Origin of the sequence: Streptomyces nanhaiensis, from assembly GCF_046614825.1 — a bacterium.
Classification (GTDB): domain Bacteria; phylum Actinomycetota; class Actinomycetes; order Streptomycetales; family Streptomycetaceae; genus Streptomyces; species Streptomyces radiopugnans.
Genome location: NZ_JBKJFM010000003.1, coordinates 71743 through 96569, shown reverse-complemented (window position 1 = coordinate 96569; position 24827 = coordinate 71743). Strand labels below are relative to the sequence as shown.

The 24827-nt window shown below is 72.4% G+C and carries 31 protein-coding genes; 21 read left to right on the top strand and 10 right to left on the bottom strand.

Annotated features, from left to right (window positions below):
* Positions 1-17 precede the first annotated feature (17 nt).
* The 7 genes from ACLIYP_RS01970 to ACLIYP_RS01940 form a co-directional block, all read right to left on the bottom strand.
* Positions 18-1781: a relaxase/mobilization nuclease domain-containing protein gene (locus ACLIYP_RS01970; protein ID WP_412711390.1), complete on the bottom strand. Its 1764-nt coding sequence runs from the start codon at positions 1779-1781 to the stop codon at positions 18-20.
* Positions 1778-2254, bottom strand: coding sequence for a MobC family plasmid mobilization relaxosome protein (locus tag ACLIYP_RS01965; protein ID WP_412711389.1), 477 nt, complete (start codon positions 2252-2254; stop codon positions 1778-1780). Before ACLIYP_RS01965 ends, ACLIYP_RS01970 begins: the two co-directional genes overlap by 4 nt.
* 179 nt (positions 2255-2433) lie before the next feature.
* Positions 2434-2655, bottom strand: coding sequence for a hypothetical protein (locus ACLIYP_RS01960; protein ID WP_237875818.1), 222 nt, complete (start codon positions 2653-2655; stop codon positions 2434-2436).
* Between the two features lie 63 nt (positions 2656-2718).
* Positions 2719-3768: a DUF2637 domain-containing protein gene (locus ACLIYP_RS01955; RefSeq protein WP_412711388.1), complete on the bottom strand. Its 1050-nt coding sequence runs from the start codon at positions 3766-3768 to the stop codon at positions 2719-2721.
* Positions 3765-4319, bottom strand: coding sequence for a WhiB family transcriptional regulator (locus tag ACLIYP_RS01950; RefSeq protein WP_412711387.1), 555 nt, complete (start codon positions 4317-4319; stop codon positions 3765-3767). The genes ACLIYP_RS01955 and ACLIYP_RS01950 overlap by 4 nt, the downstream gene beginning before the upstream one ends.
* A 122-nt stretch (positions 4320-4441) precedes the next feature.
* Entirely contained in the window at positions 4442-5134 is a 693-nt protein-coding gene (locus tag ACLIYP_RS01945; RefSeq protein ID WP_237875814.1) for an ATP-binding protein, read from the bottom strand.
* Positions 5134-6162: a hypothetical protein gene (locus tag ACLIYP_RS01940; RefSeq protein ID WP_412711386.1), complete on the bottom strand. Its 1029-nt coding sequence runs from the start codon at positions 6160-6162 to the stop codon at positions 5134-5136. Before ACLIYP_RS01940 ends, ACLIYP_RS01945 begins: the two co-directional genes overlap by 1 nt.
* Before the next feature lie 472 nt (positions 6163-6634).
* Between ACLIYP_RS01940 and ACLIYP_RS01935 the strand changes: the two genes are divergently transcribed.
* The 4 genes from ACLIYP_RS01935 (at position 6635) to ACLIYP_RS01920 (ending at position 9669) form a co-directional block, all read left to right on the top strand.
* On the top strand, positions 6635-7096 hold the full coding sequence (locus ACLIYP_RS01935) for a helix-turn-helix domain-containing protein (protein ID WP_412711385.1): 462 nt from the start codon (positions 6635-6637) through the stop codon (positions 7094-7096).
* Between the two features lie 229 nt (positions 7097-7325).
* Positions 7326-7892, top strand: coding sequence for a hypothetical protein (locus tag ACLIYP_RS01930; protein ID WP_412711384.1), 567 nt, complete (start codon positions 7326-7328; stop codon positions 7890-7892).
* An 8-nt stretch (positions 7893-7900) separates the two neighbouring features.
* The gene (locus ACLIYP_RS01925) at positions 7901-9094 is read left to right on the top strand and encodes an MAB_1171c family putative transporter (RefSeq protein ID WP_412711383.1); all 1194 of its coding nucleotides are present in this window, start codon (positions 7901-7903) and stop codon (positions 9092-9094) included.
* Entirely contained in the window at positions 9091-9669 is a 579-nt protein-coding gene (locus ACLIYP_RS01920; protein WP_412711382.1) for a phosphatase PAP2 family protein, read from the top strand. Before ACLIYP_RS01925 ends, ACLIYP_RS01920 begins: the two co-directional genes overlap by 4 nt.
* A 51-nt stretch (positions 9670-9720) precedes the next feature.
* Here the strand turns inward: ACLIYP_RS01920 and ACLIYP_RS01915 are convergent, their stop codons facing one another.
* Together ACLIYP_RS01915 and ACLIYP_RS01910 are read right to left on the bottom strand one after the other, a co-directional pair.
* On the bottom strand, positions 9721-10269 hold the full coding sequence (locus ACLIYP_RS01915; RefSeq protein WP_412711381.1) for a GNAT family N-acetyltransferase: 549 nt from the start codon (positions 10267-10269) through the stop codon (positions 9721-9723).
* A 22-nt stretch (positions 10270-10291) separates the two neighbouring features.
* Entirely contained in the window at positions 10292-11641 is a 1350-nt protein-coding gene (locus ACLIYP_RS01910) for an ATP-binding protein (RefSeq protein WP_412711380.1), read from the bottom strand.
* 474 nt (positions 11642-12115) lie between these two features.
* Here ACLIYP_RS01910 and ACLIYP_RS01905 point away from each other — a divergent pair, with 474 nt between their 5' ends.
* The 13 genes from ACLIYP_RS01905 (at position 12116) to ACLIYP_RS01845 (ending at position 20214) form a co-directional block, all read left to right on the top strand.
* Positions 12116-12376 (top strand): hypothetical protein, encoded by a 261-nt coding sequence (locus ACLIYP_RS01905; RefSeq protein ID WP_412711379.1) that lies wholly within the window; start codon positions 12116-12118, stop codon positions 12374-12376.
* Positions 12366-12518, top strand: coding sequence for a hypothetical protein (locus ACLIYP_RS01900; protein ID WP_412711378.1), 153 nt, complete (start codon positions 12366-12368; stop codon positions 12516-12518). Before ACLIYP_RS01905 ends, ACLIYP_RS01900 begins: the two co-directional genes overlap by 11 nt.
* Before the next feature lie 84 nt (positions 12519-12602).
* Entirely contained in the window at positions 12603-12824 is a 222-nt protein-coding gene (locus ACLIYP_RS01895; RefSeq protein ID WP_412711377.1) for a DUF5999 family protein, read from the top strand.
* Between the two features lie 221 nt (positions 12825-13045).
* Entirely contained in the window at positions 13046-13510 is a 465-nt protein-coding gene (locus tag ACLIYP_RS01890) for a roadblock/LC7 domain-containing protein (RefSeq protein ID WP_412711376.1), read from the top strand.
* A 43-nt stretch (positions 13511-13553) separates the two neighbouring features.
* Positions 13554-13961, top strand: coding sequence for a 6-pyruvoyl trahydropterin synthase family protein (locus ACLIYP_RS01885; protein WP_412711375.1), 408 nt, complete (start codon positions 13554-13556; stop codon positions 13959-13961).
* Positions 13958-14689: a 7-carboxy-7-deazaguanine synthase QueE gene (locus tag ACLIYP_RS01880; protein WP_412711374.1), complete on the top strand. Its 732-nt coding sequence runs from the start codon at positions 13958-13960 to the stop codon at positions 14687-14689. The genes ACLIYP_RS01885 and ACLIYP_RS01880 overlap by 4 nt, the downstream gene beginning before the upstream one ends.
* On the top strand, positions 14679-15173 hold the full coding sequence (locus tag ACLIYP_RS01875; protein WP_237875786.1) for a phosphoribosyltransferase: 495 nt from the start codon (positions 14679-14681) through the stop codon (positions 15171-15173). Before ACLIYP_RS01880 ends, ACLIYP_RS01875 begins: the two co-directional genes overlap by 11 nt.
* Positions 15158-15997, top strand: a complete 840-nt coding sequence (locus tag ACLIYP_RS01870; protein ID WP_412711373.1) for a class I SAM-dependent methyltransferase — start codon at positions 15158-15160, stop codon at positions 15995-15997. The genes ACLIYP_RS01875 and ACLIYP_RS01870 overlap by 16 nt, the downstream gene beginning before the upstream one ends.
* Positions 15994-16668 carry a thymidylate kinase gene (locus ACLIYP_RS01865; protein WP_412711372.1) on the top strand — a complete coding sequence of 225 codons (675 nt, stop codon included), beginning with the start codon at positions 15994-15996 and terminating at the stop codon, positions 16666-16668. Before ACLIYP_RS01870 ends, ACLIYP_RS01865 begins: the two co-directional genes overlap by 4 nt.
* Positions 16650-17687 carry a radical SAM protein gene (locus ACLIYP_RS01860; RefSeq protein ID WP_412711371.1) on the top strand — a complete coding sequence of 346 codons (1038 nt, stop codon included), beginning with the start codon at positions 16650-16652 and terminating at the stop codon, positions 17685-17687. Before ACLIYP_RS01865 ends, ACLIYP_RS01860 begins: the two co-directional genes overlap by 19 nt.
* A gap of 62 nt (positions 17688-17749) precedes the next feature.
* Positions 17750-18787, top strand: coding sequence for a DegT/DnrJ/EryC1/StrS family aminotransferase (locus tag ACLIYP_RS01855; protein WP_412711370.1), 1038 nt, complete (start codon positions 17750-17752; stop codon positions 18785-18787).
* Positions 18775-19443 carry a 3'-5' exonuclease gene (locus ACLIYP_RS01850; protein WP_412711369.1) on the top strand — a complete coding sequence of 223 codons (669 nt, stop codon included), beginning with the start codon at positions 18775-18777 and terminating at the stop codon, positions 19441-19443. The genes ACLIYP_RS01855 and ACLIYP_RS01850 overlap by 13 nt, the downstream gene beginning before the upstream one ends.
* A gap of 30 nt (positions 19444-19473) precedes the next feature.
* Entirely contained in the window at positions 19474-20214 is a 741-nt protein-coding gene (locus ACLIYP_RS01845; protein ID WP_412711368.1) for a nucleoside/nucleotide kinase family protein, read from the top strand.
* Here ACLIYP_RS01845 and ACLIYP_RS01840 read toward each other — a convergent pair.
* Positions 20204-20695 carry an NUDIX domain-containing protein gene (locus ACLIYP_RS01840; RefSeq protein ID WP_412711367.1) on the bottom strand — a complete coding sequence of 164 codons (492 nt, stop codon included), beginning with the start codon at positions 20693-20695 and terminating at the stop codon, positions 20204-20206. The genes ACLIYP_RS01845 and ACLIYP_RS01840 overlap by 11 nt on opposite strands.
* On the opposite strand from ACLIYP_RS01840, the gene ACLIYP_RS01835 reads away from it, so the two are divergent.
* The 4 genes from ACLIYP_RS01835 to ACLIYP_RS01820 all read left to right on the top strand — a co-directional run bounded on the left by ACLIYP_RS01835 (position 20688) and on the right by ACLIYP_RS01820 (position 24462).
* Positions 20688-21446 carry an HAD family hydrolase gene (locus tag ACLIYP_RS01835; RefSeq protein ID WP_412711366.1) on the top strand — a complete coding sequence of 253 codons (759 nt, stop codon included), beginning with the start codon at positions 20688-20690 and terminating at the stop codon, positions 21444-21446. The two genes, ACLIYP_RS01840 and ACLIYP_RS01835, sit on opposite strands and share 8 nt — an antisense overlap.
* A 14-nt stretch (positions 21447-21460) precedes the next feature.
* On the top strand, positions 21461-22468 hold the full coding sequence (locus ACLIYP_RS01830; RefSeq protein ID WP_412711365.1) for a methyltransferase domain-containing protein: 1008 nt from the start codon (positions 21461-21463) through the stop codon (positions 22466-22468).
* A gap of 308 nt (positions 22469-22776) precedes the next feature.
* A complete protein-coding gene (locus ACLIYP_RS01825; RefSeq protein WP_412711364.1) occupies positions 22777-23076 on the top strand; it encodes a helix-turn-helix transcriptional regulator in 300 nt (99 codons plus the stop codon).
* 114 nt (positions 23077-23190) lie between these two features.
* Positions 23191-24462, top strand: coding sequence for a tyrosine-type recombinase/integrase (locus tag ACLIYP_RS01820; protein ID WP_412711363.1), 1272 nt, complete (start codon positions 23191-23193; stop codon positions 24460-24462).
* Positions 24463-24827 lie beyond the last annotated feature (365 nt).

Genomic DNA, 24827 nt, shown 5'->3' with positions numbered 1-24827 from the left:
TACTTGAGGATCGCTGGTCAGCGCCTTGTTGGGCGGTGGCTTGAACTCGCTGGGGTCGGCTGGACGGGCGGGGTTCGCCGGATGGATGCGGAGTGTTCGGAGCGTGGGCGGCTCGTGTGGCTGCCCGCCGCCCTGTTCCGGCGAGGGGGATTCGGGTGGGCGGGGAGTCCGGCCAGGTGGCGCAGCCGCCACACCAGGACGTGGTTGGCGTTCTCTGCCGTCGCCAACTCCCTCATCCCCACCGCCCGCTCCAGCAGTGCCGCGGAGTCGTGTCCGGCGCGTTCGGCCTGGTCGAGGGTGGCCAGCAGCGCGTCCCAGCCGGGTTCGCCGCTCATCCGGGCCGCCCTGTCGGGGAGGGCTGCCCGGATACGGGCGGCGTGGTCTTCGCGGACCGGCGCCGGGAGGCTTCGGCCCTGCTCGCGCAGTGCCTTCATCGGGGCGTGGGCTGCGGCCTGGTAGGCGACGCGCAGGTGTGCGGCGGCCTCGCGGGAGGCGGCGGCCTGCTGGGCGTGGTGGCGGGCGGAGTGCCAGCGGGCGGCGGCGATCGCCACCAGCGCCAGGGTGGACAGCAGCATGGCGGTGGTGCCGCCGTCCTCTCCGCGGCCGAGGGCGCTGCCGGCGCGGATGATCCCCCGGGCGGCCGAGCGCAGAGCGCGGTAGTCGGCCTGCTCCGCGCGGACGTGGGAGCGGGTGGCGCGTTCGAAGGCGCGGGCGGCTTCGGCCAGTTCCCTGCGAGTGCTGGAGGGCGCGGTCTGAGCGAGGCCGTCGAGCAGTTCCCCGATGCCGACGAGCTGCGCCGCTCCTGCGTCGTCGTTCGCACCGAGGACGTCGGCGGCATGTTCGGCGGCCTGGACGGCGTCGCGGCGGGCCTGTGCGGGGCGGGGGCGGTGTGGTGCGGTGGTCTCCGTCTCCGATCCGCGAGGCCTTCCGTCTGCCTCGGCGCGCAGCGGTGCGGCTTCCAGGCGCCGGCGGATCCTGGGCAGTGAGAGGTCGGGGGCCAGCTTGGAGCCGGAGAACCAGATGGGTTCGCCGTCCCGGTTGCGGTCGCCGGGCAGCGCCACGGAGTACCCCAGCACGTCACCGGAGGGGGCGAGCCGCTTGTTCACACGCAGTCCCGCTTCATGCAGCCGGGTGAAGAACTCCTCCTCCGTGGCGGCGCCTGCCACGGCTCGGCGGACGGCTTCGCGCAGCGTCTCGCGCGGTGTCCGGTCGCGGCCGGTGCGCTCGGCCTTGAAGCGCTCGGCGCTGGTGGGGTTCTTCGCCCCCGTTCCGTCGCCGGGGTTGAGCCGCCGCAGTCCCCACTCCTTCTCTATGCGGCGGCACTCGGCCTGGGCACGCTTGAAGTCGTAGCTCATACGAGGGCGGCGCAGGTCGCCGCGGACCATGGTGGCCACGATGTGGATGTGGTCGTCTGCGTGACGGACGGCCACCCAGCGGCAGCCGTCCGGGTCCCCTTCGGGGGCGAGCCTGGTGGCGCGGACCAGGCGACCGGCGACCTCGCCCCACTCGGCGTCGGACAGGTGCCGGTCGCCGGGGGCCGTGCGGACCGAGCAGTGCCATACGTGCTGGGCGGGCGCCCGGTCGCCGGCCTGGACGACCCGCAGGTCCAGTGCCCGGGCGAGCCGGGCCAGGGTGGCCTCCGGGTCGCGGCCGGGATCGGGCGCGAAGCCGTCCCAGGAGGCGACCAGGTGGGGGTCGGTGTGCTCGTCTCGGCGTCCGGGCCCGTAGAGGTAGGCGAGCAGGCCGTACGTGCGGGAACCTCGGCGGATCTTGGGGATCACCGGGTACGCCTCCGGGCGAGGGCGTCGGCGGCGAGATCGACGCGGCCGAGCGTGCCTACCAGGGTCTTCAGAGCGCTGTCGAGTGCGCCCGGATGCGGCCGGCCGCCGCTGTTGCAGGCGCGGGCGATCTGGTTGAGGTTGTTGCCGACGCGGGCGATCTGGGCGCGCAGTGCGGCCAGTTCGTCGATGGCGGCGTCGAGCTGCTCGTCGGCGCGCGGAAGCGCGCCGCGGCCGCGGGCGGCGGTCAGGCCGGCAGTGGCCAGGAAGCCGGCGGGGAAGACTCCCGCACGCCCCGCCGCGGCGGCGATCTCGGCCTTCTCCTCGGACGTGAAGCGGACGGCGATCACGGCTTCGCGGTGGGAGCGCTGGTAGGTGCGGCGGCGCGGCGGGCGGTCGGGGAAGGCGGGCGCGTGCTCGTGCGGCGGCTCGGAGCCGACTGCCTCTCCCCCGGGCGGCACCCCCTGGTGCCGCACGCCCGGCCGGTCCCCGTGCGCCCTCGTTCGGGGACCGGCCGGACCGCCTCCGCTCCCCTGGGCGGAGGCGGACGCCTTGGATAGTCCTTTGGGGCATCCAAGGTGACAACTTGCTCGGCCGGCGGCCGTGGAGGGCCGGCGCTCCTCGCCCGGGGTGGTGCCCGCCGGATCGTCGGCCGTCATCGGAGCCCCTCCCGGTTCTGGCGGCGGAGGTCGAGGAGCACGTCGGCGATGTAGTCCATCGCCAGGACCGGGTGGTGCAGGGTCACGGGCGGGCAGTCAGGGGTGCGCTGGAGGGTCCAGGTCCCCTCGGGCGTGGTTTCGGCGGCGTGGAGGTGGCCTCGGCCGCGCAGGACGGTGATCCAGGCCTCGACCTCGGCGGGGGTGGCGGTGGTGCGCATCAGGTGCTTCCTCTGTGACGGGTCGGCCCGCCCGGCTCGGTGGGCCGGGCGGGCTCCGGACGGTCAGGGGGAAGGCGTCCGGTCCGTGTGCTGCTCTTTCCGGAGGCGCTCGACGAGGTCGGTCAGCCGGTCGTTGCTGATCGACATCCGGTTCGAGCGGACAGCGGTGGCGACCACCTTGCGGGTCACCCGCCCCTCGTCCGCGACCGCCTGGCGGGCGATCGGCAGCAGCTCGTCGATGCTCGCCCTCGTACCGGGCGGAGTGGACGGTCTTCTGATGCGGGTGTCCGTGGCGCCTACCGCTGCGGTGTCCGTTTCCTCGTCCGCAGCCGGACTGTCCGCTCCGGAGGCCCCCGGCCGATTCTCTCCGCGACCGCCGTGGGCACCGCCGTTCTGCCGCAGACGGCCGCCGTGGTGGGCGGTAGTACCGCCGTCCGCCTCGGATCGGTGTCCGGCCTGACCGGGGTGTCCGGGGTGCCCGGCCCGCCGGAGCGTGGTGACCGCGCCGGCAGGGCGGCCCCGCCCTCCGTCCGGAGTGGCCGCGGTGTCCGCCCTCGTGGTGCCCGCCTGTCCGGTGCCGCGGCCGGAGGGGCGGACGCCGGCCACGGCGGACACCGGCTGCGCGGACGGACCGGCCGGGTCGCCCGGGCGGACACCCCGGTTGTCCGCGGACGGGGTCTGGGTGCGGCGGGCGATGAGGATGTAGAGGTGGACGGCTCCGGCCAGGGCGAGCGGAGCGAGGGTGGACAGGACGCCGACGACCGTGTCCCCGAGCCGCAGTCCGCCGTCGTCGGCCGTCTGCTGGTTGAGGCGGACGGCGTGCAGGGCGTTGGCCCAGATGCTGGCGGCGGTGGCGGTGCCGAACAGCGTCCACACGTACAGGCGGGCGGTGAACCGCGCGGTGCGCAGGACCAGCAGGGCGCGTACCCCGTAGGCGATGAACCCGTCGATCACCAGGGGGAAGAGGTAGGTCAGCGGTCCGCGGACGTGGATGGCCTCGGCCATCTGCTGGAGGGCGTCGTACGACAGGGCGCATCCGGCTGCGCCGAGGGCGACGATGGCGGCCCGGTCCCATCCGTTGACGCGGGCCGGGGCCGGGGCGTCCGTGTTCACGCCGCCTCCCGGAAGTCGCCTCGGTCGGGGTGTCCGCCTCCTCGGCAGCTGGGTGCCGCCGACCGGCCCACCGACCGGTTGCGGATCTCGCGGCGGACGCGCCGGTAGAGCTTTTCGGCGTGCTCTTCGGTGATCTTCAGCAGCCAGGCGAGGCGTTCGGCCGGGATCTCGGCCTGGTACGCGGCGTGGATGACGGCCCGGCGCTCGAGGTCGGTGAGGTGGACGTCGCGTCCTGCGAGGACGGCGTCGACGCGGGCGTGGTCCAGGCGGTTGGGGAGGTCGCGGTGCAGGGGCTCGCGCTCCTCCTCGGTCATGCCGCCCCGGATGCCGACCCGGTCGCCGTTCTCCAGGGCGGCGTCCAGGCAGATCTCCTTGACGGAGCATCGTGCGCACAGGGCCTTGGCCGCGGCGATGCGGTCGACCTCGTCGGGGCCGGGGAAGAACAGCTCGGGGTCCACGGGGTTGTCCTCCGTCGGGAGGCAGGCGGCCCTGTTCTGCCAGGTGTGGTCGCCGAGGATCCGGAAGGCGTGGGTCATCGAGGTGTTGGTCATGGTCGTCTCCGATGGCCCTCCGCTCGTGCGGTGGCGGCATCGGCGGAGGGGTTCATGTGCTCGGGGGTGTCCGGGCGGCCTCGGCGAGGGAGGCGACGGCCCGGTCTGCGGCCGGAGTCGGGTCAGGCGGCGGGGCGGCGTCTGCGGTCGCTGCCGGTCAGGACGACCCGTTCGGTCATCTCCGCCAGGCGCGAGGCGACACGGTCTCCGACGGCCTTCCGCAGTTCGGCGATGGCCAGGTTGGTGGTGACCAGGGTCGGGAGCATGTCGTTGTACCGCCGATTGATCAGCCGGTACACGATCTCCTCGGTCCATTCGCTGCTCCTGGCGGCCCCGAGGTCGTCCAGGATCAGCACCGGGCACCGGGCGAGGGCGGCCAACTCCCGTTCGGCTTCGGCACCGAGGCGGAGGCGGAGTCCTGCGTAGAGGTCGGCTTCCGTCGTGGCCTGCCAGCGGACGCCGACTCCGGTGGCGACCAGTGACCGGATCGCGCCGTACGCCTGGTGGGTCTTGCCGGTGCCGGTCGGTCCGGCCAGCAGCAGCGAGGGGCCGGTGCCGACCTGCCGCCGGGCGCCGCTGCTCGGCGCGGCTGCCTTCGAGGCGACCTCGCGCACCCAGGACTCCACCTTCGGGTGGTCGGCGACCGCGCCCCGGTAGCGCGGTGGGATGCGGTCCTCGACCGCGGCCGGGGTGGGGACCGGTTCGGGGACACGGTCCGCCGGCGTGGTTCCGGCGGTGCTGCCTCGGTCGGCGACGATGCGGGCGAGGCGGGCGGTGATGCGCTCGCCGACGAGTTGCGGGTCGCGGCCGGGCATCACAGCTCCTCGGCGTAGGCGGAGGCATCGGCCGGGTTGGCCCATGCGGTGTGGCCGGACACGCCGGGTCGGTTTCCCGGCCGCGCCGAGTCTGCGCTGTCCGCGTTCATGGCCTCGTTGACGAGACTGGCGAGAACGCTGGGGTGCATCGGCTTGGCCCGGAACCGCTCGAGTCCGGCCCGGACGTGGCACGGGTCGATGCCCTCGGCCAGGAGCTGCTTCACCTCGCGCCCCAGGTGGCTGAGGACCTTGGCGGGCGGGCGGCTGGGGCAGGCCGCGGCGTATTCGCCGATCAGCGTCTGCGCCGATGGAGCCGCTGCGGGCGCCGTGCGCCCCGAGGGGGCGGAAGGTCCAGGATCCAGGTTCCTGGATCCAGGGGCCGAGGAGTCGGGGAGGCCTCGGCGAGCCCTCGCGGAGCCGTCGTGACGCGTCTTCCGGGCCGCCGACTCCTCCTGCTCGGTTCCGGGGCCGGCCGTACCCCCGGCCGGGGCGCCTCGGCCGTCGGCGCCGTTCTCCTCGCCGCCGACGGATGGGTCCGCGGTGGTCCCGGAGGTCCGGCCGAGTTCTGCGGGAGCGCTCGGCGAGGCCTCGGGGAGGTCTCGCCGCGGGCTCGGCGGAGTGTCCGTACGGCCTTCCGCGCACGCGCTGCACGGGCCTTTGCAGGCTCCGCACCGGGCCGCGGGGTGGTGGAGGGGGCATGAGGGCAGACGTGACTGGCTCGGTTTGTCGATCTTCTGGTGCTCGAACCAGGTGACCACGTGCAGGTATCGGCGGCCGTCGCAGCCGGTGTACCGGCAGATGAGCCCTGCTTCGGCGAGCTGGTGCAGGTCCTCCTCCGCGTGCACCGGGGTGTGCTCGGCACGCAGCGGCCACAGCAGGCCGTTGATGATGGCGGCGTTGTCCCGGAAGCGCCCGTGGTCGTCGGCCTGGGTGAGCAGGCCGAAGAAGGTACGCTCCGCGTTGACGCTCACCTCTGCGAGGGACTCGGAGACGAACGCCTCCGGCTTGATCGTACGGATCCGTGCCACGGTCAGCGCCCCCGTCCGCTGGTCGTCAGACAGCGCCGCGGGCCGTGTCGGCCGGCTGTGGAGCAGGTTCCGTTCTGGACTTCACGCATGCCACAATCCCTTGCTTGCGGATGGGCGGAGCGGCCGCGTCGTCGGAAAGCCCGGCCGGACCGCCCGATTCGATTCCGCGCCCCTCGGGGCCGCGGTCCGGCGCCGGGGAGTCGGCAGCTCCCCGGCGCCGGTCTGGTCTGTACGCGTCGGCGCCTTGGCAGGCGCACCGCATGGACGTGCTCTCCCTGGGATCGCCACCTCCTCGGATCCGGACGTGTGACTCGATCACCGGTCGCCATTCACATCAGTTCATGACGGCTCGATCAACATAGACCGACAGAGATGGCGCATGTCAACTGAAGAAAATAAGCCACCCACCCCAAGACATGTATCGTTTTCCTCAGTTGATGGACGGCAGGCGGCGACCGAAGGGCGGTGCGGCATGAGCGAAGAGGCGTCCGGGGAGAGGCGCACCCTCGCAGAGAAGATCGACTACCTCTTCGCCACCGTGCACCCGAAGAACCGCGGCCCGTACAGCTACGAGGAGGTGGCCTCCAGCATCAAGAAGTCCGGAGGCCCGACCATCTCGGCCAGCTACATCTGGCAGTTGCGCACAGGCGTGAAGGACAACCCGACCATGAAGCACCTGGAGGCGCTGGCCGGGTTCTTCGGCGTGCCGCCCGCCTACTTCTTCAACGACGAGAGCTCCGAACGGATCGCCGCCGAGCTGTCCACCCTCGCCGCGATGCGGGACAACCAGGTCCGGTCGGTCGCCCTGCGCGCCTCGGGCCTGTCCGCGGAGACCCTCAGGACCATCCAGGGCTTCATCGAGCGCGCTCGCACCCTGGAAGGCCTGAGCGATGAGGGCGAGAAGGAGCCTCGGGTACGCAGAAGAGACCGGTAAGCCCCAAGGGACGTGACGCAGTTCACGCCTGCAACGCCATGCAAGCAGCAGTCATCCAAGTTGCAGGTCTGCACCCTCCGCCCAATCGACAGAGCCGGAATCAGCCACTCACCGCAATGATTCACTCAGAGATCCACCGAACGGCACCCTGCCAGGTGGATCTTCTCCGGGCGCCTGCCATAGAGTTCCGTTGCCTTCGTGAACGTATTCGAGTGCCGCAGTGTGAGGCATGACCGATACCAGACGCGGAACCCGGTTGTCCTGGCACAGCCGACGTAAGCAGCCGAACGGCAGGCCGCACGGCCGCCGACGATTCGACGAGCTGCTCTCCACCATCGACGTTCCGGACCCGTTCGACATCCAGGTCTTCTGCGACCGGATCGCCACTCAACGGGGACGCGCGCTGCACCTGCACAGCGTCCAGGGAATCTCGGGAGCCGAGGCTCCCTGCGGGATCTGGATCGCGTCGGAGACGAGCGACCACATCTTCTACGAGGCAGCCACCAGCCCTCTGCACCGAGATCACATCATCCTGCACGAGGTCAGTCACATGCTCCTGAATCACACGTCGGTGATCGACGTAGACCAGCCGGGAGACGGCGGACTGTTCCCGGACATCGACCCCGCCACCGTCGTCGGCTTCCTGGCCCGCGCGAGCTACGGAAGCGACGACGAGCGGGACGCCGAACGGCTCGCCGGCCTGATCGCCAACAAGGCCGCCCCGGCCACCCGCAACAGCACCACCGCCCACGACCGGGTGCTGCGGCGCCTGGACGACGCCCTCAGCGACCTGTGACGGCTCCGATGACCGACGTACTCCCCGCCCTCCTGCTGTGGTCGGTCACCGCGTGGCGCGCTCCCTCCGCCTGGCGGGACCGCCGGAAGCGAACGCTGTGGACCGCGTTCCTCGCCCTCTCCGTGGTCATGACCGTCCGCCCCCTGCCCGTGGCCCACGCCATGGACCGGCTGGTCCACGTCAACAATCTGTCGTTCCTGGTCAAGCACCTGTGCGGCATCGTGGCGGCGGCCGCGGTCCTCTCGTTCGTGAACGACATGTCGGAGAGGAGGACGGCCGGGCTGAAGGGCGCAAGGCTGCACGCCGCCGTCCCGGCCACCGCTGCGGCCGCGATCACGGCGCTCTTCTTCGCCACTCCGCAGCCGTTCGAGGCGACCGACATCCTCACCGACTACGCGGACGACTGGCGCATCGCCGCCTATGGCACGGTGTGGACGGCCTACCTGGGCACGGCCCTGTTCAGCGCCACACGCCTGTGCCGGCAGTGGGGGCGGCAGTCCGGAACCGGCCTGCTGGAATACGGGCTGCGCTGTACTGGGGCCGGCACCGCGGTCGGCATGCTCTACTCGGCACATCGGATCGTCGCACTGCTGCTCAACCACTTCGGCCGCAACCCCGTGCCCGCCCGGCTCGACGACGGGATCAGCGACCTGCTTCTCCTGGGCTCGCTGCTGCTCATCCTGGTCGGCAGTACCCTTCCCGCCCTCCAGCGCCTGCGCCAGTGGTGGCGGGACTACCGGGACCTCCTCTCCCTCCACCCGCTCTGGTACAGCCTCACCGAGGCGGTGCCCTCCGTCCGGCTGGATCCGCCTCGCAGCAGAACCGCGGAGCGGCTCCATCTGCGCGACGCCCACGTCCGCCTCTACCGGCGCACCATCGAGATCCGCGACGCGATGCTGGCGCTGGGCGACTACACCTCCAGAACGCTGCTGGACCGGGCCCGTTCCCACGTGGAGGCGAACGGACTCACCGGCGCCCGGGCCGATGTCGCGGCCGAGGCCTGCCGACTGGCGGCGGCCCGGGAGGCCAAGCTCCGCGGCGAGCCAGCCTCCGGCGAGCACCACCCGCCGTCCGGCGGGGGCCGCGACCTGCCGAGCGAGATCGAGGCGCTCAAGCAGCTCGCAGAGGCCTACGCCTCCGACCTGACGAAGGCCTTCGTCGCCGACCCGGACCGCACCCGTACCGCGGAGACCTCAGCATGACCACGATCCGTACAGCCCGTCTGATCACCGACGCCCTCGCGCCGGCGAACCTCGTCGTCGCAATCCTCCTCGTCATCGGCTGGCACTCCACACGCGACCTGACGGGCCTGGCGTGGGGGCTGCTCGCCGCGCTGTTCTGCGGCGGCATCCCCTTCGCGATCATCATGTTCGGCGTACGCCGGGGCAGTTGGACCGACAAGCACGTCCGCATACGCGAGCAGCGCGCCGTACCGCTTCTGGCGACCATGGCCTCGGTGCTCACCGGCATCGCGCTCATGACCGCCTTCGATGCCCCGCGCGAGGTCTTCGCCCTGGTCGTCGCCATGCTCGCCGGGCTGGCCATGACCATTCTGGTGACCCTCTGGTGGAAGGTCTCCATCCACAGTGCCGTCGCCGGCGGCGTGGTCGTGGTGCTCGTCCTCGCCTACGGCACCTGGATGGCGTGGCTGCTACTGGGCGTGGCGGTCATCGGCTGGTCCCGGGTCGCGCTGCGCGACCACACCCCGGCCCAGACGGTGGCCGGGGCCATTCTCGGCGGGTTGGCGGCCGCGGTCGTCTTCGACCTCCTGCGGTGAGAGGCCTTGGCCGTACCACCCAGCGGCCGGGAGGCGGCACCTCCCGGCCGCTCACCGCTCCGGCTGCCACTCCTCGGCCAGCACCGAGTAGGTGATGGAGTCCCGCCAGCTCCCCCGCACGTGCACATGCCCCCGGATGCGTCCCTCCTCGGTCATCCCCGCCCTGACCAGGGTGCGGTGGGACGCCTTGTTGGCGGGAGAGCGTGCCGCCCACAGCCGGTGGAGGCCGAGCCGGTCGAACGCCAGGCCCATCAGTGCGCGGACGGTCTCGGTGCCGTACCCCTGGCCCCAGTACGCGGGATTCAGTGCGAAGCCGATGGTGGCGGCCTGCGGCTGGTGGGGGTCCATGGCCAGGCGGGCGAAGCCGATCAGTTCGCCGGAGGGGACGGTGACGGCCAGTGCGTACTCGGTGCGCGGCTCCTCAGCGGCCGAGGCCATCGAGCGCCGGACGATCCCCTCCACCTGCTCGCGCGAGCGGGGCTCGAACGACAGGTACTCGGTGGCCTTCGGGTCGCCGTAGACGGCGTGGACCGCCTCCACGTCGTCCACGGCGAGTTCCCGCAGGACCACGCGAGAGGTGCTGTACGTGATCGGCTCCATGCCGGTGGACTCTACCCGCGTCCTACCGGGGCAGGGCCGGCGTCGGCGACGCCGTGAACACCTCGATCTCGCTGCGCAGATCGCGGGCTGCGTGAGCTTCGGCGAGCGGACCGCGGCCGAGGGCGTCGGCGACGCGCCTGGCGCTGAGCACGATCCCGGCGTTGCGCTGCCCGACCTCGAGGTCCAGCACGGGCCGGAGTGCCTCGGCCGCCCCTTCGAGTTCCTCCCTGTCCAGCCGGGCGATCGCCAGGTTGGTGCACGCACCCGCCTCGTCGCCGAACGCCCATTCCTCCGGCCGGGCGTTCCGGTAGGCGGTGACGGCGTCCTGGGCGTGCTGCTCGGCCTGGGGCAGGTGTTCGGCGAGCAGCACCTCTGCTTCGGCGGTGTAGTACATCCGCCGTGGCCGGGGGAAGGTCAGGATGCCGCCGATCCGGTCCAACTCGTCCTCGACGGCGAGCTCGTCGGCCTCGACGGCCTGGGCGATGGCGCGCAGCGTGGACTCCCTGTCGTTCAACACCGCGTGGGCCCGGGCCTCCAGGCTGTGCAGCCACACCGCGATGGTCCCCTGGAGTTGCCCCTCGGTGCGGCCGCGCTGCGCATAGGTCACGGCCTCCGCCGGGCGGCCCGCCCAGTAGCAGACGAGGGACTGCAGACCGCGCGTCCAGGCCCGCATCTGCGGATGGCCGGCGGTGTCCGCGCACACGTAGGCGGCTCGGGCCTGCGCCATCGCCGACTTCGGGTCTCCCAGGTCGTGGCCGGCCTTCGCGAGCATTCCCGACGCCATGCTCGCCAGCAGGTTCAGGTCCCTGCTCTGTGCCGGGGTGCCGCGGCCCGACTCGAGCAGGCGGAAGACGAGGTCCTGCACCTCGACCAGGTCTCCGAGGATCTGGTGCAGGGGGACGCGGGGGTACTGGGCCGCGATCCGGGTCACCTCCTCCCGGAGGTGGTCCATCGTCTCGTCCCCGACGGTGTTCGACTCCGCGGTGACCGCGAACCGAAGCGCACGACTTGCCGCCATTGCAGCCTGCCTTCCCATCTCTCGTACGTCCGCACCGGGTTCGGTGCGGAGGGTGGTCGGCGCGCCGGCCGCGGAAGCGGAGTGCAGAGCGGTCTCCCCGTCCTGCGGCGGCGCGAGAAGGGTCTCGATGTCGTAGCCGAACATGTGGACCAGCACCCGCCTGGCATCCGGAACCGGCCTCACCCTGCCCGACAGCCACCGCTCATACGTGCTCTCCGAGAACGTCAGCGTCGCGAGACGGGGGTCGCCCTCCCGCTCGGCCAACTCCTGTGCGGCCCGGCGGAACTTCGTCCTGAAGGTGGAGTACGACTGCCAGTTGCGGCCGTTGACCAACTCCCGCAGCAAGGTGCGCATCCCATCTCCTGTCACCAGCGCGCCGACTTCGACGGTAAGGCCGTACTCCCCTCAGGATCCCGGCATCAGTCCCCCGTACGGAAGGTGAGGGGCGGGTGGGGGACCGATGACGGCGGCCGCCACCCGCACGGCCGCGGATGACGGCCGGATGCGGGTGGAGATGGGGGCCGCTCCTTCGCCAGGCTCGAATACGAGATAGCCGTATGTGTCAATCCGAGCACGGAACGTGGAGCAGGGATGCGAGTGATCCGGCACCAGAGACAGACCGCTGCGAACGGCGCCCCCTGCGGGTCCGCGCCCGCCGGGCACCGCCCGGGCGCCTCCCCGGGAACGCCGGTCCGGTCGGGTGTGTGGTGCGAGACCCTCGTCGCCGTCTGCGGCTCGGACGCGGTCGAACGCCGGGACGTGTTCGCGGCGCCGTCTCCCGAAGCCGCCATCGCCTGGATGCGGCTCTCGGCCAGATCCGCCTTACCCATGCTGGGTCCCCTCCAGGCCGGGTACGTGTTGGACCGCTGGGTCCACGGTTCGGGTTCGCTGGAGGACTTCGCCCGGCTGAGCAGAGGGCGTCCCTGCTCCCTCAGCGTCTACCGGGGCGACCTCCGGCTCACCTGGCAGGCGCGCCCGGTGAGGTTCCTCCACATCGCTCCGGCCGGCGGTCCACGATCGGAAGGCGGCGCCGGAGCGCACCGCCGTCCCCGGCTGCGCCTCGTGCCGGGAGGCTCCCATGCCGTCTGACGGCGGCCGTGTCGGCCTCATCCGCTGGTTCCGGATCGCGGTCCGCCGCAACGCCGGAGCCTCACTGCTCACAGCGCTGCTGCTCGCCTTCGCCGCATGGGCGCTGTGGCCGCTGATCGGTCTGCTCCTCGCCTCCTTGTGAACTCTGCGGTGCCTCACGCGCCGCCTCGCGGCAGGCAGGCCCCTTGCTCCCCGCCCAGTCCGGCCACCGGAAGGAACACCGACCATGTACCAGCTCCCGCCGCCGCGCCCAAGAGCCTGCTCCGCCGAACGGGGCGCCTCCCACCTCGTCGCGCACTTCCCGCAACAGGGCTGGGCGCTGCGATCCGACGGCGCGGTGCTGTTCGAGGACACCGGCGAGTTGCTGCCCGACGGGCGGGTCGTCCCTCCGCACCGTCCTGCGGTCTCCGAGCACACCACCGCCGGAGACCGCAGGGGCGCCGTGTGAGCGGAGCCTGCCCAAGCACCGCCCGGGCCTCAAGACCGCAAGCCGCCCCGGCCCGGTCCTGACATCACCGAAACCACCGCTCCCGCCTGCGGATGCTCCCGTTGCGGCCCGCAGGCGGGAGCGGCTCGAAGCTCTCCCCCACCCGGTGGCCGAGCCGCGTCCCCTGCCGGCGCTCCGGGCGGAGGAGTCCCCCGTCCGCTTCCACACCAGAGAAGGCGACCATGCCGAGCGACCAGCCGACCGGACCCCGAGACCTGGACTGGCTCCTCCAGGGCCTTGTCGAACGCGTCCCCCGCACCCGCAGCGCGATCCTGCTGTCCTCCGACGGTCTGGCCAAGGCCTCCCACGGCCTGGAGGCCGACCACTGCGACAGCCTGGCGGCCGTCACCTCCGGCCTGTACGCCCTGGCCCGCGGCGCCGCCGGACGTCTCGGCGACAGCGGCGGTGTACGGCAGATCATGGTCGAGCTCACCGACACCGTCCTGTTCGTCTCCACCGCCGGAGACGGCGCCCACCTGGCCGTCCTCGCCGACCGCGAGGCCGACGCCGCCGTCCTCGGCCACGAGGCGGCGCAGCTGGCCAGAAGCGTCCGCCACCACCTGGCCACCCCCGCCCGGCAGCCCTCGCAGAACCTGCGGGGAGCGGGCTGCGGCTTCTCGGCACCTCCTGCTGCCGAACCGGCATGAACCCCACGACCGTTCCCGACCCGTTCTCACGGAAGGCGACATCATGAGCGAATCCCGCTACAGCGTCACCAGGCGGATCGGCCCCGTCAGCGCCATGCACGCGATCCTGGGACTGCCCGAGGGGCACGAGTGCCGCAACATGCACGGCCACAACCTCTACGTCGAGGTCACCGTCGGCGCCGGGGAGCTGACCGGTCCCGGCTTCGTGGTCGACTTCAACGACCTCGCCCCACTGGAGGAGTACCTGCGGTCCTGGTCGCGGCTGGAGTCCCTCAACTCCCTCTTCCAGGGGCAGGATCCGACCGTGGAGCGGCTGGCCGAGCACATCGCCGCCTGGTACGGCCGGCACATCGCCCCCGGGGCGAACGGCGAACTGGTCGCGGTGACGGTGCACGAGAACGAGACCTGCTCGGCCACCTTCCGCCCGGCGCCGCAGGCGGTGCCCCGGTGAGCGCCGCGGCGGCCGCGACCCACCGCCGCGCCGCGGCCGCGGGGGACCTGGTGGTCAGCGAGCTGTTCACCTCCCTCCAGGGCGAGGGCCCCTCGGCCGGGCAGACCGCGGTGTTCGTCCGGCTGGGCGGCTGCAACCTGGACTGCTCCTGGTGCGACACCCCCTACACCTGGCGGTGGGACCGGCACGACCCGCGGGCGGAGCTGTCCGTCCGGCCGGTGGCGGAAGTCGCGCGGCAGGTCCTGGAACAGCGGGCGCCCCGGGTGGTCGTCACCGGCGGCGAGCCGCTGCTCCAGCAGCGGGCGCTGCTGGAGCTGGTGGCCCGTCTGCACGAGGCCGAGCGGCTGGTGGAGATCGAGACCAACGGCACCATCGCGCCGGCGCCGCGACTGGTCGAGGGCGCGGCCCGGTTCAACGTCTCCCCGAAACTGGCCACCTCCGGTGTCAGGACGGGCAGGCGGATCGTCCCCGACTCGCTGACCGCACTGGCCGGCACGGGCAAGGCCGTCTTCAAGTTCGTCGTCACCGACCCGGGCGCCGACGTCCCCGAGGTGGAGGAACTGGCCGCCTCCTACGGCATGGAGTCGGTGTGGCTGATGCCGCAGGGCACCAGCGGGCCCGAGGTCGTGGACGGGATGCGGGCCCTGGCCGAGGCCGCCGTACCGCGGGGCTGGTCGGTCAGTCCGCGGCTGCACGTGCTGCTGTGGGGTGACGCACGTGGCCGCTGACCCGCGCGTGGGCGCGGTGCTGTCCTGGGGCGACGTCGAGGCCCTCACCGGGAGCATCGCGGAAAGAGTCTGGGCGGACGGGGCGCCGGAGGCGGTGGTGGGGGTCCTGCGCGGCGGCATGGTCCCGGCCACGCTGCTCGCGCACCGGCTCGGTGTGCGGGACATGCGGGCGGTGGAGGTCACCCGCACCACCGCCGACGGGGTGGGCGCGGCCAAGGCACCCGAGCCGCAGTACCGCAACCCGGCCTCCCTGGGCGTACTGGCCGGGCTGGACGTGCTGGTGGTCGACGACATCGCCGGCAGCGGAGCCACCCTGGACCGCGCCCGCCGCCTGGTCCGTGCCCTGGGCCCGTCCCGGATCCGCACCGCCGCCATGGCCGTGAACCGGGACAACTGGTCCACCGAACCGGGCCCTGAAGAGGCCGTCGACTACATCGGAGAACTCTACGAAGGATGGGTGGTCTTCCCATGGGAGAGGCACTGACCGGCCGGGCGTTACCGGAGCAGTACCGCACCCGGCCCGGTACGCCGATGATCGGGCCCTACAGCACCAACCAGATGGACGACTTCTACACGGCGCTGTTCACCGGGCACGCCAAGCCGTCCGGGATCATGAACTTCCTCCAGCACCAGTACATCGCCGAACGCTGCGGCCCCGGCACGCGCGTGGCCGACGTGTGCTGCGGCCGCGGCCTGCAACTGCCGGTGCTGTACCGGACGGCGCCGCACATCGCCTCCTACACCGGGCTGGACGTCAGCCCCGGCAATCTCGCCGAGGCGGCCGCGACGGCGGAGCGGCTGGACGCCCATTACGGGCGGCGGCCCTTCCCGATCGCCTGGCACGAGACGGACGTCTCCGGGCCGTGGCCGGACGGCCTGCCCCGGTTCGACGTGATGGTCAACACCAGTGCCTTCGAGCACCTGCCGCGCGAGCGGGGCGTAGCCAGTCTGCACCGCATGGCCGCCGCCCTGGCCGATGAGGGCCGGCTGTACCTGTCGACCCCGGAGACGCCCGGACCGCCACCGCGTCCCCTGCAGCACCGCGTCCACGTCTACGAGTGGAACCGCGCCGAGTTGGAGCCGGAGCTGAACGCCGCCGGGCTGGAGGTGGTGGAGGTGGTCGGCCTGCTCCCGGCCGGTGAGGAGCAGGTCGCCTCCGCCTTGGCGGACCGGTTCGGGCCGGGCGCGGACGCGCTGTACCGGCGGCTGGTGGAAGTGGTGCCGGAGGCGTTCGTGTCCGCGGTCTCGGCGGCCGCGGTGCCCGAGGCGGCCAGTGAGCTGCTGTACGTGTGCCGGAGGCGGCCGTGACCGTGTGGGTGAGCCTGGAGGGCCCCAACGGGGTCGGCAAGACCCGTCTGGCGCACCGCCTGACGCAGCGGCTGGGGGACGGCTGCGTACTGCTGGAAGAGATCAGCGACCTGCGCGGAGACGGCCTGCCCCCGACCCTGGTCGGGGCACTCGCCGCCGGCGGGGACCCGTTCCTGCGCGGGGCGTCGCCGCTGGCGCGGACGCTGGTCCTCCTAGCACTGAAGACCCGCGCGTACGAGCAGGCCCGCTGCAGCGGCGCCGCCGTCGTGCTCGAGGACCGCGGAGTGGACACGGTCGCCGCCTACCAGGCCGCCGTCCTCGCCGGCACCGGGGCACCCCCGGAGCTGCTGCACCGGGAGATGGAGCGCGTCTACGCCACCGTCTCCGCTTTCCGGCCGCTGCCGGATCTGACGCTGCTGCTGCTGGACGATCCGGCCGTATGCGCTCGCCGCTACGCGCTGCGGACGGGACGCCCCATGGACGCAGGTGAGCGCGCCCTGTCGGACTGCGCCACCGCCCTCTACCGGCACCGGGCCGAACACGAGCCCCGCCGGTTCCGTGTCGTCGACCGCCAGGGGCTGGACGAGGACGCCGTCGTGGACCGGCTGGCGCGCGCCGTCGTCGAAGCGACCAACGAGGAGGAGGACCTGCCGTGCCCGACCGGAACGTAGACCTGCTGTGGGCGCTGCGCAGCCCCTGCAACCTGGGCTGCACGTACTGCTACTTCGGCACGATCGAGGAGCACCGCGACCGGCCGGCACTGGAGGTCGGACGGCTCTCCCACCTGTCCCGCACCGATCTGGGTCTGCCGGAGATCGCCGCGTTCGTCGCGACGCTGGCCGACTCGCCGGTGCGCCGGATCTTCCTCGCCGGCGGGGAGCCGCTGATCTGGCCTCCCGTCCTGGAGATCGTCGAGGAGATCAAGCGCGGCGGCGTCGAGGTGGTGCTGTGCACCAACGGCATACCGCTGGGCCGTGACGCCGTCGCCCGGCGCATCGTTGAACTCGGGGTGGACGCCGTATCGGTCTCCCTGGACGCCGACACCGCCGCCGTCAACGACCGCTACCGGCCCGCCCGCAACCGCAAGGACGGCTTCGACCAGGTCCTGGCCGGTGTGGAGAACCTGCTGCGCCGGCGTGCCGAAGCCGGTGGGCAGGGGCCGCGGATCGGGCTGTACGCGGCCATCGGGCGGCACAACATCACCGCGATCAACACCGTGCCCCGGCTGGCCGCCGGCCTCGGGCTGGACTACTTCGTGCCCCAGCCCGTCTCCCTGGCGCCCGACCACGCGCTGCACGACGAGCTGTGCCTGCGGCCGGACGACATCGAGCGGGTACGGGCCGAGCTGGACCGCCTGTGGCGCAGCCGCCCGGTCGACCTGCCCGACGCCTCCTACCCCGACCGGTTCGTCGCCGCCGTCACCCCTGGCGCCCCGAGCCGTGTGGCGGCGTGCTTCGGCGGCACCTTCCTGCACTTCATCCAGCCCGACGGCTCGGTGTGGGACTGCCCCTCCGCTCTGCGGATCGCCGCCACCGAGCCGGACCGGCGCCGCAGCATCGCGGACCGCACGGCCGCCGAACTGTTCGCCCACGACGGCGCCTGCGGCGGGTGTGCGCTGTTCTCCGCCGACTGCGTGTCGATGTGGCCTCTGACCGGGTTCGGCTCCTTCCTGCCGGGAGGTGTGCGGTGACCGCACGGCCGACCACGCCTCCGAGCCGTGCCGTGGCCGCGGCCACGACCGCGCTCCGGCGGATGCCCGATCCGTTCACCTCCCGGGAGGCGGACGCCTACGACCGGGCGCTCGCGCAGGCATTCGGCGTCCGGCACGCGCTGTGCACCTCCTCCGGCACCGCGGCCCTGCACCTGGCGCTGCTGGCCACGGGCATCGGGGCCGGGGACGAGGTGCTGGTGCCGGCTCTCGCGGTGCCGATGTCCGTCGCCCCGCTGCACTACATCGGCGCCGTCCCCGTCTTCGTCGACTGCCCCGCCGACGGGGTCGGCCTCGATCTGGAGGACGCCGCCGCCAAGCTCACCGACCGCACCCGCGCGGTGCTGCCGGTGCATCTGTGGGGCCGGGCCCCGGACCCGGCTCCCTTGGCCGCCTTCGCCCGGCGGCACGGCCTGGTGGTCGTCGAGGACGCCTGCCAGGCGCACGGCACCCGGGTCGGCGGGCGGCTCGCAGGCACCGGCGGGGACGTGGGCTGCTTCTCCACCAAGGACGGCAAGCTGCTGTGGTCCGGCGAGGGCGGCTTCCTGACTACCGACGACGACCGTATCGCCGACCAGGCGCGCGCCCTGCGCAACCACTACCTCACCCCGCCCGCCCGAGCCCTTCCGCTGTCCCGGGTCGGCTTCAACCATCGGCTGGCCGAACCGCTGGCCGCATACGCCCACGGCAGTCTGCACCGCTTCGACGAGCTGCTGGAGCGGCGCCGCGCCCAGGCCGCCGCCCTGGCCGAATCGCTGTCCGGCCTGAGCCGGCTCACCCCCATCGCCCCGGCGCCCGGATGGAACGGCTACAGCGCCCTGTTCGAGCTCCACCTGGACCAGCCTCGGGCCTTCGCCACGCTGCTGGCGGCCCGCGGCGTGGCCAACAGCGTCGGAACCTTCCACCTCGCCCCGGCCGACCGCCGCCCGGCTCTGACCGTCCGCCCGGCCGCACCGTGCCGGCGGGCCGAACACGTCATCGACACCACCCTCGCCGTGGTCGTCCATCACGGCCACCGCGACGAGGACCTGCACACCATCGCCGAGACCATCGCCAAGGAGGCGGCCGCATGGGCCCCGTGACACACCTCGCAGAAGACCCGGAGTTCCAGCAGACCCACTTCGTCGTCATCGACTTCGAAGGCACCACCCCCACCGGGCACTCACCCGAACCGATCGAGGTGGCGTGCCTGGGACTCCGGCACCAGCCCGGCCAGGGACCCCAGCCCACCGAATTCCGCTGGGAGTCCCTGATGCGGCCTCCGGCCCACGCCCCCGTCACCCCGGCCGACACCGCGCAGATGGGCATCCGCCCCGACGACGTCGCCGACCGGCCGCCCGCAGGCGAGGTCCTGGCCCGGCTGGACGCCGACCTGCCCGGCGCCCCCACGCTCCTGGTCGCCCACAGCGCCGCGGTCGAGGCCGGCTTCCTCTACCGCTACCGGCAGCACTGCCCCCGTCTGGCGATGCTGCCGGTCCTGGACACCATCCGCATGGCCCGCCTCGCCCACCCCGGTCTGCCCCGGTACTCCCTGGACACACTCATCGACCACTTCGGCCTGCCGCGACCGAAGCAGCGGCACCGCGCCATGGGGGACGTGGAGGTCACCGCCCTCCTCTTCCAGCGCCTGCTGGCAGACCTCGCCCGCACCGGTGCCGTCACCACCCTGGCCGCCCTGGCCCGGCAGTGCGCCCGCCCGCCCAAGGCCGCCGAGCCCGAACAGCTCACCTTCGGCTGACCCCTTCTCCCGGCGAACGGAAGGTCCCTGATGCACCCGACCGGCTCCCGCCCCGGCCTGCTCGTCAGCATCGAAGGCGTCAACGGTGTCGGCAAGGACTACCTCCTGCAGCGCGCCCGGCCCCGGCTCACCCGCCCCAGCCGCACCATCGCCGAGTTCTCCGCCCGGATGCGCGCCACCGGAACCCCGGGCCTGTCCCAGCAGATCCTGCGCGCCATGGCCCGGGCCGCCGTCGGAGACCACTTCCTGCGCGGCGGCGCCCCCCGCAGCGAGACGCTGCTGCTCCTGGCCGTCAAGACCCACGACTACGAGTCCGCGCTCCCCCACCTGCTCGACGGCGCCACCGTGGTGGAGGGGCGCAGCCTGCACTCCACCGCCGTCTACCAGTCGCTCATCCTGGAGCCGGCCGATCCCCTGCCCACCGCCCGGCGCCTGCTGGGCCTGGGCGCCCGGTGGCGTCCCCTGCCGGATACGACCGTCCTCGTCACCGACGACCTCGATGCCGCCCTCGCCCGGGCCGAGCAGCGCGACGGCAGGACCTTCACGCCCGAGGAGCGCACCCTGCACCGGCGCGCCGAGGAACTCTTCCGCGAGCTCGCCGACGGCGACGACCGCATCCGCGTCCTGGACCGGCGCCTCCTGGCGCCCGGCGAGGCCGCAGCCCTCATGGCGCAGTGGATCGACCGGGCCGCCGCCCGGAGGGCGGCCGGGGCCGCGGCCGTGCCCCGGCCCCGCGGTGCCTCGGACGCGGACGAGCAGGTCAGCTCGTGAGCCGCGCCAGCTCCCCGATCCGGCCGAACAGCTCCTTGCCCACGATCTTCGTGTCCTCGGGGGCGTGGAGCTCGGCCAGCTCCTCCTCCGCCGTCCACCGGAAGGGATGGACCGCCTCGCCCACCGGGACCTCCGGCGCGTCGACGACCGCGACGTACAGGTGCTCGATGTGCACGTGCGGCTCGCCGTGGTGGTTGTCGCGCGCCGCGGGGATCTCCACCGTCCACCACGGCGCGGCCGCCGCCGGATGCGGGTACCCCGCTGGCAGCTCCGGTCCCGGCGCGGGCAGAAGCCGTCCGGTGAACCCGGACTCCTCCACCAGCTCCCGCAGCGCGCCCTGGTCCGGTGTCTCACCGGCCTCGACGTGGCCGCCGGGCACCATCCACCAGCCCAGCCGCGGGTGCTCGATCATGCCCAGCCGCCATCGGCCGTCCACCAGGGCGAACGGGAAAACAGACGCAGTGGGGTGCTTGATGGTCATATCCGGATCCCATGGGCGGCGGCACGACACGGCCGCGGACGCGGCCGCACCGCCCGACTCTCCCACAACCGGCCATCTCCGCAGGGGTGTTCCGGCCACTTCTCACCCCTCCCCCGCCCCGAGGCGCCGCCTCCGTCCCGACTCGGCACTCCACGGGGTCGGCGCGCTCGTCCTGGACTGGGACGGCACCCTCGCCGACACCCACCAGGCCCGCTACCGCGCCCTGTCCCAGGCACTGGCTCCCTTCGGCGTCTTACTGGACGAGGACTTCTACCGTGCCCGGTCCGGACGGCCGGTCCTCGATCTCCTCGACCGACTGCCCGTACCGGTCCCGGCCGACCGCGTCCGGGCGGCCAGCGCCCGCCTGCTTCTGGAGCACCTGCGCTCAGGCCACCTGCAGCCCGTCCCCGCCACCCTCGCACTGCTGCACCAGGCGCGTGCCGCCGGCCTGCCGTGCGCCATCGCCTCCAGCGCCTCCCGGCGCCTGGTCACCACGGGGCTGCGGGCGCTGGACCTGGAGCACATGTTCGCCGCCGTGGTCACGGCCGACGAGACCTCCCGCGGCAAGCCCGCCCCCGAGGTCTTCCTCCGAGCCGCCGCCGAACTCGCCCTCCCGCCCGCCGCATGCCTCGCGGTCGACGACGCCCACGACGGCATCGCCGCCGCCCGCGCCGCGGGCATGCCCGTCCTCACCCTCACCGGCACCCCGCCGGTCCTCGTCGTCCCGCCCCCTGAGAGAGCCGTCCCGTGATGGATGTCCACACCGTGAACTCGTCCGCATGCCTGGAGACCCGCCAGCTGTTCCGGCCGTTCTGCGTGCACCAGCTGCCCGCCGACGCTGCCGCCCGGCTCCGGTCCCACCTCGACGCCTGCCCCGGCTGCTGGTCCGCCTGGAACGCCTACCGGTGGCACCGCGCGCTGGACACCGACCTCGGGCGCGCGCTGCGCGACTTCCTCGGCGAGGACTTCGTGCCCTTCCACGACTCATCCAAGGCCCTGGCCGCCGCCTGGGACGCCGCCGCTCCCACCACGCCCCGGCAGCGGGCCGACTTCTTCCGCGCCAGCACCGACTACCTCTACAACTCGACCATCTGGACCGCCAGCGGCAACCGCCCGCCCTACCTGGCCCAGGCCCTCCCCGTCCTGCGACGGCTCCGGGCCGCCGGCGTCATCGACTACGGGTGCGGGATCGGAGCCGACACCCTCGGCCTCCTCCACGCGGGCTTCACCGTCCTCGCCTGCGACTACTCCTCGCCCTCCACCGACTTCCTGCACTGGCGAGCCGCCCGCGACGGCGTATACGTACGCACCGTCGAGCCCGGCCGACTCGTCCCGCCGCACGGTGCGGACACCCTGTGGATCATCGACACCCTCGACCACCTCCCCGAACCGCACACCGCCCTGGGCGAGGTGCTGGCCGCCGTACGCATCGTGATCACCGAGAACCTGCACCACGGCCGCGGGCACGGCAACCAGCGCTTCCACCACCGCATGACCCCGGACGAGCTGTGTGCCTTCTTCGCCGCCTACGGATTCCAGTCCGAACCCACCGTCCCGGCAACACGCCACTTGACCGTCTGGCTCCGCGCCGGGCACGACGCGGAGCCGGTCCCCCGGAGCGCAAAGGCCGCCTCTTCGGCAGCAGCGTCAGAGCTCGGGGCCAGGGCGCTGCGTCCCGCCCGGACGGCACGGGTGCCAGGCCGGAGCCCTGGATCGCCGAGCCACGAGACAAGCACCGCCTTTCCGACCGTTGCGGAGGAGAAGCGTGACTGAGGCCGGCGGCAGGCTGCACGACGGCGGCAAGGCCGACGAACCGGCCGCGGAGCAGACATCGCAGACCGCGTGGTCGTCATGGACAGTGGTCACGTCGTGCAGATCGGCACCTTCCACGAACTGATCAACCGGCCCGGACCGGTGCAGGACCTGTGACGCCTCCAGCAGGACCGCGACGCCTACCGCCCCGGCGCCGCCGGCTGACCGGCCTCACCGGGCCACCTCTTGACCGGCAAAAAAATCCACCGGCCGAATATCACATTTCCACGTCCTCACCAAGCCGCTCTCTTTCCGGATCCTCGTCATGCATGTCAACCGTCCAGACGGGAGCTGTTGTGAGCGACGAGGTCCTGACCAGCCACGGGGCCGCCTTCCTCACTCTGCCGAAGGCGGCCGAGTATCTCGGCATATCCCCCAACACGCTGTACGTATGGCGGCACCGCCGACAGGGCCCGCCGAGCTTTCGCATGGGTCGCCGCGTCATGTACCGGGTGTCTGCGCTCAACGACTGGGTGGCCGCGCAGGAGCAGGCCGACTCCCGCTCCAATCCCGCGCTGGACCCGCTGAGCCGGAAGGTACGGCGACGCGCTGGGCGAGGGGTCCGGTAGCGATTCCGTTCGGCCGGCTTTCACATCGCACTCCTGACGGAGGCGAGACCACACCTGGAACCGAGATGACAACTCAGGCCGCTGTGCTCGGCGCACACCGGCCCAAGGGATGAGATGGCGGGTTACATAGAAGACCGGTGGCTCAGAAAGAGGCCGGACATGAAGACCGGCAAACGCGAACGCACCGCCTTGTGGGGCAAGGGCATGCGGTACCGCGTCAAGGGAATACCCGGCGTTCAGGACCGCTCCTTCCACACCAGCGAGGACGCGAAACGGTGGCTGGCCTCAGCACAGGCGGACATCGGGCGAGGAGAGTTCGTCGACCCGCGCGACGGTGAGATCACACTCGCCGACTACATCGAGGAACACTGGTGGCCGAGCCGTACGGACGAGCCCTCGACGGCGGGCCCCATGCACAGTCGAATCCGGAACCACATCATCCCGCTTCTGGGGCCGCTCCGGCTCCGGGACATCGACGCATCGGCTCTGCGGTCCTTCAAGGCCGAGCTCCTGGCACGTGTCGAGGACTCCACCGCCGAGGTGATCTGGGTACATCTCTCGACCGTCCTCAATGCCGCGGTCGACGACAAGCGCCTACTCAAGAATCCCTGCAAGGCCCACCGCACCGTCAAGCCGCCCAAAAGGGTCAAGAAGAAGGCCAAGGCATGGCCTCGCGTCACCGTCGACGCGGTGCGCGAGAATCTCCAGGAGCGCTACCGCTTCGCGGTGGACCTCGGCCTCGGCGCAGGTCTACGGCAGGGAGAGGCTTTCGGTCTCGGCGAGGAGGACATCGACTTCGAAGCCGAGGCCATCCGTGTGCGGCGCCAACTCCGGTGGGATTCGAAGGGACGGCCGTACTTCTCCCTGCCGAAGGGCGGGAAGACCCGCGACGTCCCCCTCTCCCCCGGACTCGCGTCCCGCGCCCGCGAGCACATACACCGGTTTCCGCCGGTCGAGTGCACGCTGCCGTGGCGCAACCCCGAGGAACCGACGAGTCCGCTGGAGGCACGCCAGCGCAAGCCCGTCACCGTCCGTCTGGTGCTGAGCACCGCCCAGGGCAACCGGATCAACTACCGGACGTGGAACGAGCGAAGCTGGAAGCCGGCCCTGGCGGCGGCGGGTGCGCTCAAGACCACAGGCCAGAAGACCGAGACGTACGGAGGCCGCATCCGCAGATATCCTGTGTTCGAACTGTCCCGTGAGGACATGTTCCACGTCCTCCGACACACATACGCCAGCGTGCAGCTCGAAGCGGGCGAATCCGTCGTGAGCCTGTCCGAGTGGCTCGGTCACGCCTCACCCAAGATCACACTCGATCACTACGCCCATTTCATGCCCCAGGCAGGCAGCAAAGGTACTGCGGCCATGGACGCCTGGCTGTCTTGACAGCTACAGCCCTTGGCCCGGAGCAGGACCAGAGGATTCTGCTCCTCTCACATGGAGAGATGCCCCCGCTTGCGCGGGGAGCAGGGGACGATGCGCACCAGCTCGCGCATGACCTCCGGGTCACCCCCGCTCGCGCGGGGAGCAGGTGAGCACCGCGGAGCCGTCGGCGTACTCCACCGGGTCACCCCCGCTCGCGCGGGGAGCAGTAGCTGCAGCGCAGCGTCACGACCCCGTTCCGCGGGTCACCCCCGCTCGCGCGGGGAGCAGGGCGCCTACCGGACCCTCTGTCGTCACGGCCACGGGTCACCCCCGCTCGCGCGGGGAGCAGAGCCAGCCGAGCCCGGGCCGGGGCGGGTCGAACGGGT

Coding starts and splice junctions, on each gene's coding strand:
- ACLIYP_RS01820 (WP_412711363.1), top strand. CDS start 23,191: ATGGCGGGTTACATAGAAGACCGGTGGCTCAGAAAGAGGCCGGACATG.
- ACLIYP_RS01945 (WP_237875814.1), bottom strand. CDS start 5,134: ATGCCCGGCCGCGACCCGCAACTCGTCGGCGAGCGCATCACCGCCCGC.
- ACLIYP_RS01920 (WP_412711382.1), top strand. CDS start 9,091: ATGACCACGATCCGTACAGCCCGTCTGATCACCGACGCCCTCGCGCCG.
- ACLIYP_RS01835 (WP_412711366.1), top strand. CDS start 20,688: ATGGTCATATCCGGATCCCATGGGCGGCGGCACGACACGGCCGCGGAC.
- ACLIYP_RS01915 (WP_412711381.1), bottom strand. CDS start 10,269: ATGGAGCCGATCACGTACAGCACCTCTCGCGTGGTCCTGCGGGAACTC.
- ACLIYP_RS01870 (WP_412711373.1), top strand. CDS start 15,158: ATGGGAGAGGCACTGACCGGCCGGGCGTTACCGGAGCAGTACCGCACC.
- ACLIYP_RS01935 (WP_412711385.1), top strand. CDS start 6,635: ATGAGCGAAGAGGCGTCCGGGGAGAGGCGCACCCTCGCAGAGAAGATC.
- ACLIYP_RS01895 (WP_412711377.1), top strand. CDS start 12,603: ATGTACCAGCTCCCGCCGCCGCGCCCAAGAGCCTGCTCCGCCGAACGG.
- ACLIYP_RS01910 (WP_412711380.1), bottom strand. CDS start 11,641: ATGCGCACCTTGCTGCGGGAGTTGGTCAACGGCCGCAACTGGCAGTCG.
- ACLIYP_RS01850 (WP_412711369.1), top strand. CDS start 18,775: ATGGGCCCCGTGACACACCTCGCAGAAGACCCGGAGTTCCAGCAGACC.
- ACLIYP_RS01855 (WP_412711370.1), top strand. CDS start 17,750: ATGCCCGATCCGTTCACCTCCCGGGAGGCGGACGCCTACGACCGGGCG.
- ACLIYP_RS01885 (WP_412711375.1), top strand. CDS start 13,554: ATGAGCGAATCCCGCTACAGCGTCACCAGGCGGATCGGCCCCGTCAGC.
- ACLIYP_RS01925 (WP_412711383.1), top strand. CDS start 7,901: ATGACCGACGTACTCCCCGCCCTCCTGCTGTGGTCGGTCACCGCGTGG.
- ACLIYP_RS01825 (WP_412711364.1), top strand. CDS start 22,777: ATGTCAACCGTCCAGACGGGAGCTGTTGTGAGCGACGAGGTCCTGACC.
- ACLIYP_RS01950 (WP_412711387.1), bottom strand. CDS start 4,319: ATGACCAACACCTCGATGACCCACGCCTTCCGGATCCTCGGCGACCAC.
- ACLIYP_RS01840 (WP_412711367.1), bottom strand. CDS start 20,695: ATGACCATCAAGCACCCCACTGCGTCTGTTTTCCCGTTCGCCCTGGTG.
- ACLIYP_RS01930 (WP_412711384.1), top strand. CDS start 7,326: ATGACCGATACCAGACGCGGAACCCGGTTGTCCTGGCACAGCCGACGT.
- ACLIYP_RS01960 (WP_237875818.1), bottom strand. CDS start 2,655: ATGCGCACCACCGCCACCCCCGCCGAGGTCGAGGCCTGGATCACCGTC.
- ACLIYP_RS01905 (WP_412711379.1), top strand. CDS start 12,116: ATGCTGGGTCCCCTCCAGGCCGGGTACGTGTTGGACCGCTGGGTCCAC.
- ACLIYP_RS01845 (WP_412711368.1), top strand. CDS start 19,474: ATGCACCCGACCGGCTCCCGCCCCGGCCTGCTCGTCAGCATCGAAGGC.
- ACLIYP_RS01900 (WP_412711378.1), top strand. CDS start 12,366: ATGCCGTCTGACGGCGGCCGTGTCGGCCTCATCCGCTGGTTCCGGATC.
- ACLIYP_RS01890 (WP_412711376.1), top strand. CDS start 13,046: ATGCCGAGCGACCAGCCGACCGGACCCCGAGACCTGGACTGGCTCCTC.